This window comes from Rhizobium albus (assembly GCA_030160035.1).
GTDB classification, from domain to species: Bacteria; Pseudomonadota; Alphaproteobacteria; order Rhizobiales; family Rhizobiaceae; genus Georhizobium; species Georhizobium albus.
The window spans coordinates 901,288-912,935 of the sequence record BSNO01000001.1 but is presented as its reverse complement, the minus strand read 5'-3'; the positions used below and the strand labels follow the sequence as shown (position 1 = coordinate 912,935).

General features: G+C 63.0%; 12 protein-coding genes. 6 read left to right on the top strand and 6 right to left on the bottom strand.

Translation table 11 applies throughout. The features are described 5' to 3' along the window. Positions 1 to 3: 3 nt before the first annotated feature. From QQL76_RS04330 to QQL76_RS04310, 5 genes are all read right to left on the bottom strand, one after another. Positions 4 to 1,155 (bottom strand): GGDEF domain-containing protein, encoded by a 1,152-nt coding sequence (locus QQL76_RS04330; RefSeq protein ID WP_499206538.1) that lies wholly within the window; start codon positions 1,153 to 1,155, stop codon positions 4 to 6. Positions 1,156 to 1,294: 139 nt separating this feature from the next. Then, a complete protein-coding gene (locus QQL76_RS04325) occupies positions 1,295 to 1,645 on the bottom strand; it encodes a tRNA-binding protein (RefSeq protein WP_126009196.1) in 351 nt (116 codons plus the stop codon). Further along, positions 1,645 to 2,478, bottom strand: coding sequence for a pyrroline-5-carboxylate reductase (gene proC / locus QQL76_RS04320; protein WP_499206537.1), 834 nt, complete (start codon positions 2,476 to 2,478; stop codon positions 1,645 to 1,647). Before proC ends, QQL76_RS04325 begins: the two co-directional genes overlap by 1 nt. Before the next feature lie 4 nt (positions 2,479 to 2,482). Next, complete coding sequence (locus QQL76_RS04315; protein ID WP_126009194.1) at positions 2,483 to 2,983, bottom strand: type III secretion system chaperone family protein; 501 nt, start codon at positions 2,981 to 2,983, stop codon at positions 2,483 to 2,485. 397 nt (positions 2,984 to 3,380) lie between these two features. Next, positions 3,381 to 3,668, bottom strand: a complete 288-nt coding sequence (locus tag QQL76_RS04310) for an accessory factor UbiK family protein (RefSeq protein ID WP_499206536.1) — start codon at positions 3,666 to 3,668, stop codon at positions 3,381 to 3,383. Positions 3,669 to 3,843: 175 nt separating this feature from the next. On the opposite strand from QQL76_RS04310, the gene lgt reads away from it, so the two are divergent. The 6 genes from lgt (at position 3,844) to QQL76_RS04280 (ending at position 9,583) form a co-directional block, all read left to right on the top strand. Continuing rightward, positions 3,844 to 4,704, top strand: a complete 861-nt coding sequence (lgt, locus tag QQL76_RS04305; protein ID WP_499206535.1) for a prolipoprotein diacylglyceryl transferase — start codon at positions 3,844 to 3,846, stop codon at positions 4,702 to 4,704. A gap of 1 nt (position 4,705) precedes the next feature. Next, a complete protein-coding gene (locus tag QQL76_RS04300) occupies positions 4,706 to 5,845 on the top strand; it encodes a class I SAM-dependent methyltransferase (protein WP_499206534.1) in 1,140 nt (379 codons plus the stop codon). Between the two features lie 70 nt (positions 5,846 to 5,915). Next, on the top strand, positions 5,916 to 6,710 hold the full coding sequence (gene pgeF / locus QQL76_RS04295; RefSeq protein ID WP_126009186.1) for a peptidoglycan editing factor PgeF: 795 nt from the start codon (positions 5,916 to 5,918) through the stop codon (positions 6,708 to 6,710). Positions 6,711 to 6,715: 5 nt separating this feature from the next. After that, positions 6,716 to 7,867 (top strand): M24 family metallopeptidase, encoded by a 1,152-nt coding sequence (locus QQL76_RS04290; RefSeq protein ID WP_126009184.1) that lies wholly within the window; start codon positions 6,716 to 6,718, stop codon positions 7,865 to 7,867. A 91-nt stretch (positions 7,868 to 7,958) separates the two neighbouring features. Next, complete coding sequence (locus tag QQL76_RS04285; RefSeq protein ID WP_126009182.1) at positions 7,959 to 8,561, top strand: hypothetical protein; 603 nt, start codon at positions 7,959 to 7,961, stop codon at positions 8,559 to 8,561. Between the two features lie 89 nt (positions 8,562 to 8,650). Next, positions 8,651 to 9,583 (top strand): ribose-phosphate pyrophosphokinase, encoded by a 933-nt coding sequence (locus QQL76_RS04280; RefSeq protein ID WP_126009180.1) that lies wholly within the window; start codon positions 8,651 to 8,653, stop codon positions 9,581 to 9,583. A gap of 183 nt (positions 9,584 to 9,766) precedes the next feature. On the opposite strand, the gene ilvD is transcribed toward QQL76_RS04280, so the two are convergent. Beyond that, complete coding sequence (ilvD, locus tag QQL76_RS04275; RefSeq protein ID WP_499206533.1) at positions 9,767 to 11,602, bottom strand: dihydroxy-acid dehydratase; 1,836 nt, start codon at positions 11,600 to 11,602, stop codon at positions 9,767 to 9,769. Positions 11,603 to 11,648 lie beyond the last annotated feature (46 nt).

The following is an 11,648-nucleotide window of genomic DNA, read 5'->3' as shown; positions in this document are numbered from 1 at the left end:
CCGTCAGGCAGCCCGGGGATACGGACCGCTTCGGACGCGATTGCGCCCTTCGGTCTTGGCCCGGTAAAGCGCGTCGTCGGCGACGGCTATCAGCGCATCTATGGGCTGGCCGCGCTCCGAGCTCACCGTAACGCCGGCGCTCACGGTGGCAGCGATGCTGCGGCCCTCGGCTGCGAAAAGTTGTGCAGCCAATTCATGACGGATGCGCTCGGCGATCGCCACGGCAGTTCGCTGGTCGGCATCCTGGAGGATCACGCAGAATTCCTCGCCTCCAAACCGGGCCGCGATGTCTGTCGAGCGGATATTCGCCCTCATCACGCCTGCAAATCGCGACAACACGATATCGCCCACGCTGTGGCCGTAGAGATCATTGATCGCCTTGAAGCGATCGAGGTCGAAGACGATGACGGCAGAGCGGGCATTTTGCGTGACCGCGCCATAGCGCTCAGCCAGCCCGCGCCGGTTCAAAAGGCCGGTCAACGGGTCGGTCTGTGCCTGAAGATGATGATAGCGCGCGATACGTGACTGGTTGACGCCGAGCGAGAGTGCGCCGATGCCCGTGAGACCGATGATGGCGACGATCGAATTCAGGTCTTCAGCCCAGTTGGACGGCCGCTCCGTCAGAATCCAGAGCCCATCCGCCGCAAGGACGAAGCCGCAGAGGAAGAACGAGATCGCAGTGGCGACATAGAGAATGGCGCCGGTCGTCATCGCAAGCGGCACTTCCTTCCGGCCCGCCCAGTATTCTCTCGCGATCAAAAGCAGGATCGCGCCGATCGTCACGTTTCCGACGATCGTTCCAATGCCGGAGTAACCGAGAAGAAAGGCGACCGTGGTTGGTGCGACACCCGCGAAGACGGCAAACCCGACCAGACGCCAGTTGGCGCGCCCGGTACGAAACTGCATCGACCCGCCATAGATCAACCCAAACCCCGACAGGAAGGCCAGGAACGAGGCCCACTGCAGGGGTTCGTTGTAGGCTTCGCCGAGCATTGCAAACAGGATCACGCCAGCGACAATGGCTGCCAATCCGCCTGACCAGTTGACCAGGAAGAGATCGGTGCGCGACCCCAGCCAGGCGCCCAGGAGGGTGACACACAATGCAGCGCCGGAAAAACCGATCGCTGCAAGAAGTGACACTTGATCGAAACCCATACCCACGCCCTGCCCGTTGACGGCGTCACCTTTGAGGATGAAACCCTAAGACGACGTCAACCGAAATGGACACTCTCCGGATGTTGCCGAGATTTGAGCTGCGTGGTGGCGAAAAGGTTAAGGCAGAGGTTTAGGTGTATCAGAACAGGCGGCCGCCATTCGGCACGATCTTGTCGACTGCTGCCAGCACGACCTGACCTTCTTCATCCGGCAATCCGAGCGTCAGCACTTCCGAGCGCATCGGGCCGATCTGTCGCGGTGGGAAGTTCACCACCGCGATGACCTGGCGTCCAACGAGCTCACCGGGCTCATAATGCTTGGTGATCTGCGCCGACGACTTCTTGATGCCGAGCGGCCCGAAGTCGATCCTGAGCTTGATCGCCGGCTTGCGTGCCTCAGGAAACGGCTCTGCTTCCACGATCGTGCCAACGCGGATATCGACTTTTTCGAAGTCGCTCCATGCGATCTCGGCACTCGTCTCTTCGCTCATCATTCGCTCTTGGACAGTTCTTCGGATCGGTTCTTGGCGGCTGCAACGGCCCGGTCGAAGAGGGCCTGCATCGCGCCGTCTTCCATCAGCACGGAGAGCGCCGCCGCAGTGGTGCCGTTGGGCGAGGTTACGTTCTTGCGGAGCGTCCCGGCATCATCGGATGAACGATGCATCAGTTCCCCGGCACCGGAGACGGTGGCCCGCGCAAGGCGCATCGCCAGATCTTCCGGAAGGCCGGCCTTACGGCCAGCTTCTGCCATGCATTCAACCAGATAAAACGCATAGGCCGGCCCGCTGCCCGAGACAGCCGTGACCGCATCGATGAGCGCTTCGTCGTCCAGCCATTCAACTGGGCCGGAAACGGCGAGCAACGCATCGACCGCAGATTTCTGCCGGTCATCGACGGCGTGTGTAGGAACGGCTGCGGTGATGCCCCGCCCGACCATGGCCGGCGTGTTCGGCATGGCGCGTACGATCGCTTCCGCTCCCAGCCCCTCGCGAAGAGTGTCGATCGTCGTGCCGGCAGCGACCGAAACGACAACCGTCTGTGCATCGACAAGGGGACGCAGGGTCGGCAGCACCGCCGCCATGGCCTGCGGCTTGACCGCGACGAAGAGGATGCCGGCCTTTACGTCACTGGAGGCTACTGCATCGATCTGGATGCCCGACGCCTCGCAATAGGCCGACATCGCTGGAGATGGATTTGGATCGACGATGCGGATATCCGCGCCCGACAGGCCGGCGGCGACCCAGCCGCGCAGCATGGCGCCGCCCATATTGCCTGCGCCAACGAGGACGACAGGCCCGTGTGCTGCGATATCTCCGATCGCCAAGGCCTTAAGCCTCGCCGACGGTCTCGAACAGAACCGTTTCCAGAGCGCTCTTCGCTTCCATGCCGGACCAGACCACGAACTGGAAAGCCTGGAAATAGATCTCGCAGGTCTCGAGCGCGCTCGAAAGCAGCACTTCCACCTGCTGGTTGGTCGGCTCCGCACCGCCGGCCAGCAGCAGGGACTGACGGAAGATCACGACATCTTCCTGCTCCCACAGATCGAAATGACCCATTAGCACCTGGCTGTTAACCAGCGACAGAAGCCGCACGACCTCGGTGACGCGGCTCGGCGCCACCTTCATGTCGAAGGCGCAGGCCAGATGAAGGGCCTCGAACTCTTCCATCCAGGAAAAGGAGATGTGGTAGTCGGACCACTTGCCTTCGACCGTCATGGCGATTTCGTCTTCGCCTGAGCGTTCGAACGACCATTGGTTCGTCGCAGCAACGAACTCGATCATATCGACCGGATTCGTCGCGCGTTCGAAGCTCACTTCCTGAAGGCTCATGCCACACCCTTTGTCAGCCGGAACCATCGCACCCGTATCCCTCTCATCAGGAAACCGCGGCGCTTATGCGACAGTCTTGCCGGACCTACCCCTTGGACGACGATCCGTGTTCACCAAGCGCATCATGCGCCAAGCCGAACTCAAAGAGCCCGTTTCGAATCATCATTAAAAATCAGTCTATAACGGGAGATTGCTTGCGCCAGCCCTGTCACGGCGGAGGATGGAAATGGGGTGTGGACAGTTCCTGCCAGACAGATTCAGCGGTGAGTCATAACTGACTCTGCCGCCTCGTCTTTTTCCCTCCGGCAGGAGCCGGAAGGGCATGGTTAAAAATCTATGGATAAGTGTGTCGACGACCCGCGCATGTCCCGGGCCAGCACCGATGATCCAGCGACGATCAGCCGATCTTGTCGGTCGTGCCCGTCGCGGTCGTGCTCGTCGCGGTCTTGCCTTCGAGGGCTTCGATGCGCTTGAGAAGACGCTCGTTCTCGTCGCGCGCCTTGATCGCCATGTCGCGCACGGCCTCGAACTCCTCGCGCTTGACCACGTCCATCGTGTTCAAGACGCGCTCGGCCTGGCTGCGGAAGGCCGTTTCGAATTCCTGCCGCACGCTTTGCGCCGTGCCGGCGGCGTCGGTCATCAGCTTAGCGAATTCGTCGAGGATTCGGTTCGATCCGGAGGCCATGAAGTACCCTTTCTGTCTCTGTCAGGCCGACCACGACCTTTGAGCCTTCGAACTAGGAGCGCGAGGCCCTAAATTCAAGCGAATAGAGGATGGTCGGGACGTTTGTGTCTCGCGCCTTGACCACACCACGTTCCACCGTCATCTTCCGCCCGCCATCAACCAGGGTTCCGAGAGCTTGGACTATCTCCTGACACCGCTTGCGGTCCTCCCCTTCCCGACGATCGATCCCGTCATCGTGCAGATCGGCCCGATTGCCGTTCGCTGGTACGGACTGGCCTATGTGGCCGGCATCATCCTCGGCTGGATCTATGCCCGCAGGCTCGTCGCGAACGAGCGTCTGTGGCCGACAGGCCGGGCGCCCATGACGCTGACGGATCTCGATGACTTCCTGTTGTGGGCGGCGGTCGGCATCGTCGCCGGCGGGCGCATCGGCTACGTGCTGTTTTACGATTTCGCGAGTTTCCTGGCGAACCCCCTGTCGATCTTCGCCGTCTGGACCGGGGGCATGTCGTTCCATGGCGGCTTCCTCGGCACAACGATCGCGATCATCCTCTTTGCGCGATCGCGCCAGATCCCGGTCTGGACGCTGCTCGACACCGTGGCTGCCGTCGTTCCGATCGGCCTTCTGTTCGGACGCCTCGCGAACTTCATCAATTCGGAGCTGTGGGGACGGCCGACGGACGTACCATGGGCGTTCGTCTTCCCGACAGGCGGCCCGGAACCGCGCCATCCGAGCCAGCTCTACGAGGCAGCGCTCGAAGGCATCGTGCTCTTCGTCGTGATCTGGCTGCTCATCCATTTCGGCCGCAAGCTGAAGCAGCCGGGCTTCATTGCCGGCACGTTCGTCGCCGGTTATGCGGCCTCGCGCATCTTCGTGGAGTTCTTCCGCGAGCCGGACGCTCATATCGGCTACCTCTCCGGCGGCTGGCTCACCATGGGCATGCTGCTGTCGTTGCCGATGCTCGCCGCTGGCCTGTGGGCCATGGCCACCGCCGGTGGCCGCAAGGCGGCTTCGACCAGTGGCGCTCCATCCTGACATGAGCGGGCGCCCACCGCGCAAGACCCCACTTGCCGACAAGATCGTCCGCCTGATCGAAACGGGCGGGCCGCTCAGCGTCTCCGACTACTTCCATATCTGCCTGTCTGATCCGCAACACGGCTATTACATGACCCGCGAGCCGTTCGGTGCGTCAGGTGATTTCATCACCGCTCCGGAGGTCACGCAGCTCTTCGGCGAAATGATCGCGATCTTCCTGCTCGGCGGCTGGCAGGCGGCCGGAATGCCGAGACCGGTGCGCCTCGTAGAACTTGGCCCGGGCCGCGGCACGCTCATGAAGGACATGCTGCGCACGATCCGCAAGGTGCTGGGCGCCGACATGGCCGGCTGGAGCGCTCACCTCGTGGAGACGAGCCCACGGCTGCGCGCCATCCAGGCCGAAACGCTGCGGGATTATGCCGATCTCTGCTCATGGCACGAGCGCCTCGAAGACGTGCCGAAAGGGCACATGCTTCTGGCCGCCAACGAGCTGTTCGACGCGCTTCCGATCCGGCAGTTCGTCAAATCCGGATCGGCCTTTCGCGAAAAGGTCATCGGCCTCGACGCGGCGGGCGAGCTCACCTTCGGCATCGGACCGGCGGTAATCGAGGCAAGCGCCCTGCCCCATCACTGGGAAAGCCAGCCTGAGGGCACCGTGTTCGAAGTCTCGCCCATTCGCGAAGCGTTCATGGCCGCACTCGCGACGAAGCTTCGCGCTGAAGGCGGGCTTGCTGCTGTGATCGACTATGGCCATCGCGTGCCGGGTTTCGGCGATACCCTGCAGGCCATGCGCTACCACGGCTTCGACGATCCGCTGGCGCATCCCGGCGAAGCCGACCTGACCAGCCATGTGGATTTCGCAAGCCTCAGCGCCGCTGCACAGGCTTCAGGCGCACACGTACTCGGCCTGACCTGCCAGAGCGACTTTCTCCTCGGCCTTGGTCTTCTTGATCGCGCGGGTCGGCTCGGTGCGGACAAAGACCGGGAAACGCAAAAAGCGATCGAAGTTGCGGTGGACCGCATCGCAGGGACGGGCCCGGGGCGGATGGGCGAATTGTTCAAGGTGCTTGCCATTTCCAGCCAGCCGATGGATTTCGCTCCCTTTGCACGCTTTGGCGAAGCCGCCCCCAAGGGCCGCTGAGCTTGATGATTGACAGACTGCCGAGCCGTCGCCACCATCGCCGCGCTTCGACCAAGGGACGGGACGATTGATGCTTGCCACTTCACCACCCCAGCCGATCGAGAGCGATCTGATCGCGCAGGCGACGAGCGGAACCCCTATCAGACATGGGTTTTTCACCCGCCACGGCGGTGTTTCCCAAGGGATCTATCAGGGCCTTAATGTGGGCCTCGGCTCCAATGACGAGCGGGATGCAGTCATCGAGAATCGCGTGCGTGTCTGCGGCCATTTCAACCGGTCGATCGACGATCTCGCCACGCCGCATCAGATCCATTCGCCGGATGTGGTTGTCGCCACCGGCTCTTTCGGGGACGAGCGCCCGAAGGCGGACGCCGTGGTCACCAACATCCCCGGCGTCGTCATCGGCGTCTTGACGGCCGATTGCGGACCCATCCTGTTCTGCGACCCGGATGCAGGCGTTGTCGGAGCGGCACACGCAGGTTGGCGCGGCGCCCTGACCGGCGTGCTGGAAAATACGATCGCCGCCATGGAGAACCTTGGTGCCGACCGTCGGTCGATCCGAGCAAGCCTCGGCCCATCCATCAGCGTGCGCAATTACGAGGTCGGCCCGGAGTTCGTGGAGCGTTTCACAGACGCCGATCCCGACAACCAGCGCTTTTTTGCCGATTCCGATCGTGCCGGGCATGCCATGTTCGATCTGCCGGCCTACACGCTTCACCGTTTGAAGCGGGCCGGCGTCGCGGCAGAATCGACCGGCCACTGCACCTATGAAGACGAGGCCGCCTTCTTCTCCTATAGGCGCACCACCCATCGCGGCGAGCCGGACTACGGTCGGCAGATCGCAGCGATCGCAATCACGGAGTGACCCCCATGGCCCCGCGCTTTGCCCCGGAAGAATATTCCGGCCGTCTCGAACGGTTGCTCATGGCCATGAAGGAGGAGCGGCTCGACGCGCTGCTTTTGTTTGCCCAGGAGAGCATGTACTGGCTGACCGGTTACGACACCTTCGGCTTCTGCTTCTTCCAGAGCCTGATCGTGAAGGCCGATGGGCAGATGAGCCTTCTGACGCGCTCGGCCGATCTTCGTCAGGCACGCCACACGTCCACGATCGAGAACATCACCGTGTGGACCGATCGCGCCAACGCCGATCCGACGGTGGAACTGAAGAACCTGCTCGACGAGATGGACCTGCTCGGCGCGCGCATCGGCGTCGAATACGACACGCACGGGCTGACCGGAACGAACACGCGCCGACTGGACAACCAGCTCCAATCCTTCGGCAAGATCATCGATGCATCCTACGTCGTCAGCAATCTGCGCCTTACCAAGAGCCCGGCCGAGATCGTGCATGTGCGCAAGGCGGCAAAGCTCGCCGATGCCGCGCTCGACGCGGCCTTGCCGCTGATCGAGCCCGGTGCACGCGAAGCGGATCTGTTGGCTGCCATGCAGGGCGCCGTACTGGCTGGCGACGGCGAGTATCCCGGCAATGAGTTCATCATCGGCTCGGGCGACGATGCCCTGCTCTGCCGCTCCAAATCGGGTCGTCGCAAGCTCAACAAGACCGATCAACTGACGCTCGAGTGGGCCGGCACCAGCGCGCGCTACCATGCCGCCATGATGCGCACGATCATGATCGGCAAGCCCAAGCAGCGCCACATCGAGCTTTTCGACGCCTGCCTCGATGCGATCCAGCAGATCGAGCCGGTGCTGACGACGGGTCACACCTTTGGCGAGGTTTTCGACGTTCATGCCAGGGTGATGGATGAGCGTGGCCTTGCCCGTCACCGGCTGAACGCTTGCGGCTACTCGCTCGGCGCGCGCTTTGCGCCGTCATGGATGGAACACCAGATGTTTTACCAGGGCAGCCCGCAGCCGATCGAGCCGGACATGTCGCTCTTCGTCCACATGATCATCATGGACTCCGACGCAGGCGTCGCCATGACGCTCGGGCAAACCTATCTGACGACGCCGGGCGCGCCGGAAGCGCTGTCCAAACATAAGCTTGAACTTATTCAGCGTTGACTTGGCCGAACGCCCCGAACCATAAGTTGGCCCGGGGCTGCACTTGTGTGCCCAGCTGCAAACGGGACGTTGAGACGACAGGGATAACGGCATGAGGCGTGCTCCCGGACCGATCCGGATCATCTTGGCGCTCGGCCTCTTTGCCGGGCTGGCCGCCTGCACATCGACCGATGGCCCTGTTGCCGCCATCGAGACAGCCGGTCAAAGCAGCAATCCGACCAGCCCGATCGAAATCGACGCTGCGACCTACGCGACACCGGCTGGCGAAGGCGATGGTGCCGAGCTCGCCCTTGTCCCACCGACCTCAGACCAGTCCGCCACGCCGACAATCCGCTTCATGCCGATCATCGGTGCTCCGCTGGAAGCCGTGACACCGATGTCACGCCGCTTGCGCACCGAAGCGGGACGGCTGGGCCTGACTGTCCTGCCTTTCCAGGACGAAACCAGCGCCTACGTGCTGAAAGGCTATTTGTCGGCCGAGCGCGGCGAGACCACCAACACGGTCTATTACGTCTGGGACGTGCTCGACGGCAGCGGCAACCGTCTCCACCGCATTCGCGGCACGATCGAAGCCGAAAAGCCGAGCCAGGCAGGCGCGACGTCCTGGGATGACATCCCGAGCGCAGCCATGGAGAGCGTGGCTGAGCAGAGCCTTCAAGCCTTCACACTGTGGGAAAGCCAGCGGCAGGGCTGATCCTTGGCGAACAATCTGCCGCCGCGGCTTGCAATCGAGACGAGACTGGCTAAAAGGCCGGCAACGGCGCGCAGCACGGGCGGACAATCATGAAAATCTTCGCGGGCAATTCCAACAGGATGCTTGCCGACTCCATCTGCACCTATCTCAATCTACAACTCGGCAAGGCCAGCGTCCGCCGCTTCGCGGACCAGGAAATCTTCGTCGAGATCCAGGAGAACGTGCGCGGCGAAGACGTCTTCGTCGTCCAGTCGACCTCCTACCCCGCCAACGACCACCTCATGGAACTGTTGATCATGATCGACGCGTTCCGCCGGTCGTCGGCCCGCCGCATCACCGCGGTGCTCCCCTATTTCGGCTATGCCCGCCAGGATCGCAAACCCGGTCCGCGCACGCCGATCTCGGCAAAGCTTGTGGCCAATCTGATTACCCATGCCGGCGCCGATCGCGTTCTGACGCTCGATCTCCACGCTGGCCAGATCCAGGGCTTCTTCGATATCCCGACCGACAACCTCTACGCCGTGCCGATCCTGTCGCGCGACGTGAAGGAGCATTACGATCTGTCGAACATCACCGTCGTGTCGCCCGACGTCGGCGGCGTGGTGCGTGCCCGCTCGTTGGCGAAGCGCCTCGATGCACAACTCGCCATCGTGGACAAGCGCCGCGACCGGCCCGGTGAGTCCGAAGTGATGAACGTGATCGGCGACATCGTCGGCCGCGACTGCCTGCTGATCGACGACATCGTCGATTCCGGCGGCACGCTCTGCAACGCAGCAGAGGCTTTGCTGAACCAGGGCGCGACAAGCGTCACCGCCTACATCACCCACGGCGTGCTGTCCGGTGGTGCGGTCGCCCGCGTCACCTCCTCCAAGCTGAAAGAGCTGGTCATCACCGACAGCATCCAGCCATCGCCAGCGGTCCAGGCGGCCCACAACATCCGCGTCATCACGACGGCGAACCTGATCGGCGAAGCCATCAACCGCACCGCAGCCGAAGAATCGGTTTCCAGCCTCTTCGACTGAGGCCGCGCAGCACCACTGGGGCCACCTCGTCCTTCGACAAGCTCAGGATGAGGTGGATCGACACGGCGCTTTCACTCAGCCCTCATGGTGAGCCTGTCGAACCACGAGGGCGTGGCAGGACGCTGCGGCACCATCGGGGCCACCGCGCCCTTCGACAAGCTGAGAATGAGGTGGGGCGCTGCGTTACTCCGGCAAGATCCGCACGGCACCCTTGTCGGCGCTCGATGCAAAGGCGGCGTAGGCCTTGAGCGCCTTGGTGACGTTGCGCTTGCGCGGTGCCGCAGGCTTCCAGCCGAGCTTGTCCTGTTCGGCACGGCGCTGAGCCAACTCGTCTTCAGTGACGGCCAGATTGATCGTGCGGTTCGGAATATCGATCTCGATCATGTCGCCATCGCGCACCAGGCCGATCGTTCCGCCCTGCGCCGCTTCGGGCGACGCGTGGCCGATGGAGAGGCCGGACGTGCCGCCCGAGAAGCGACCATCGGTGACGAGCGCGCAGGCTTTGCCGAGACCTTTCGACTTCAGATAGCTCGTTGGATAGAGCATTTCCTGCATGCCGGGCCCGCCTTTCGGGCCTTCGTAGCGGATGACGACCACATCGCCGGCCTTCACCTCATTGCCGAGAATGCCCTTCACCGCCGCATCCTGGCTTTCGAAGACGACCGCTGGACCGGTGAATTTCAGGATCGACTCGTCGACGCCCGCCGTTTTCACGATGCAGCCGTCGAGCGCGATGTTGCCCTTGAGCACGGCGAGCCCACCATCCTTCGAGAAGGGATTGGCGACGGAGCGGATGACGCCATTTTCGCGGTCGATGTCGAGCTCTTCCCAACGCGCTTCCTGACTGAAGGCCACCTGGGTCGGTATGCCGCCGGGTGCCGCGCTGAAGAACTTCCGCACGCTCTCACTCGAGGTGCGGCCGATGTCCCAATGGTCGATCGCATCGCCAAGCGTGGGTGCATGCACGGTAGGGCTATCGCGATGGATGAGCCCGCCCTTTTCCAGTTCGCCGAGGATCGACATGATGCCGCCTGCCCGGTGGACGTCCTCCATGTGCACATCCGACTTCGCCGGCGCCACCTTCGACAGGCACGGCACCTTGCGCGACAGCTGGTCGATGTCATCCATGGTAAAATCGATCCCGCCCTCATGGGCGGCGGCGAGGATATGCAGCACGGTGTTGGTCGAACCACCCATGGCGATATCGAGAGACATGGCGTTTTCGAAGGCCCGCTTGTTCGCGACATTGCGCGGCAGGACGCTTTCGTCCTCCTGCTCGTAATAGCGCTTGGCGACATCGACGATAAGGTGACCGGCCTCCACGAACAGCCGCTTGCGATCCGCATGCGTGGCGAGCGTGGAGCCATTGCCCGGCAGCGAGAGGCCGAGCGCTTCGGTCAGGCAGTTCATCGAATTGGCGGTGAACATGCCCGAGCACGAGCCGCAGGTCGGGCAGGCGGAGCGCTCGATCGCCTTGACGTCTTCGTCGGACACGCTGTCGTCGGCTGCAGCCACCATCGCATCGACGAGGTCGAGCGCCTTCACCTTGCCGTTCAAAACGACCTTGCCGGCTTCCATTGGCCCGCCGGACACGAAGACGGCGGGGATGTTGAGGCGCATGGCAGCGTTCAGCATGCCGGGCGTGATCTTGTCGCAGTTGGAGATGCAGACCATGGCGTCCGCGCAATGCGCGTTGACCATGTACTCCACGCTGTCGGCGATGATCTCGCGCGACGGCAGCGAATAGAGCATGCCGTCATGGCCCATGGCGATGCCGTCATCGACCGCGATCGTGTTGAACTCCTTGGCGACACCGCCGGCGGCCTCGATCTCGCGCGCGACCAGTTGGCCGAGATCCTTGAGGTGCACGTGCCCCGGCACGAACTGGGTGAAGGAGTTCACCACCGCGATGATCGGCTTGCCGAAATCGCCGTCCTTCATGCCGGTGGCGCGCCAAAGGCCGCGCGCGCCAGCCATGTTGCGGCCATGGGTCGTGGTGCGGGAGCGATATGCGGGCATGATTATTTCAATCCGTGTCGGTGTCAGGAAATGCCGTTGCGTAATT

What these genes read in the sequence shown, in the direction of transcription:
- QQL76_RS04330 (WP_499206538.1), bottom strand. Translation starts at nt 1,155, where the DNA reads ATGGGTTTCGATCAAGTGTCACTTCTTGCAGCGATCGGTTTTTCCGGC.
- QQL76_RS04285 (WP_126009182.1), top strand. Translation starts at nt 7,959, where the DNA reads ATGAGGCGTGCTCCCGGACCGATCCGGATCATCTTGGCGCTCGGCCTC.
- pgeF (WP_126009186.1), top strand. Translation starts at nt 5,916, where the DNA reads ATGCTTGCCACTTCACCACCCCAGCCGATCGAGAGCGATCTGATCGCG.
- QQL76_RS04300 (WP_499206534.1), top strand. Translation starts at nt 4,706, where the DNA reads ATGAGCGGGCGCCCACCGCGCAAGACCCCACTTGCCGACAAGATCGTC.
- QQL76_RS04290 (WP_126009184.1), top strand. Translation starts at nt 6,716, where the DNA reads ATGGCCCCGCGCTTTGCCCCGGAAGAATATTCCGGCCGTCTCGAACGG.
- ilvD (WP_499206533.1), bottom strand. Translation starts at nt 11,602, where the DNA reads ATGCCCGCATATCGCTCCCGCACCACGACCCATGGCCGCAACATGGCT.
- QQL76_RS04315 (WP_126009194.1), bottom strand. Translation starts at nt 2,983, where the DNA reads ATGAGCCTTCAGGAAGTGAGCTTCGAACGCGCGACGAATCCGGTCGAT.
- QQL76_RS04310 (WP_499206536.1), bottom strand. Translation starts at nt 3,668, where the DNA reads ATGGCCTCCGGATCGAACCGAATCCTCGACGAATTCGCTAAGCTGATG.
- QQL76_RS04280 (WP_126009180.1), top strand. Translation starts at nt 8,651, where the DNA reads ATGAAAATCTTCGCGGGCAATTCCAACAGGATGCTTGCCGACTCCATC.
- QQL76_RS04325 (WP_126009196.1), bottom strand. Translation starts at nt 1,645, where the DNA reads ATGAGCGAAGAGACGAGTGCCGAGATCGCATGGAGCGACTTCGAAAAA.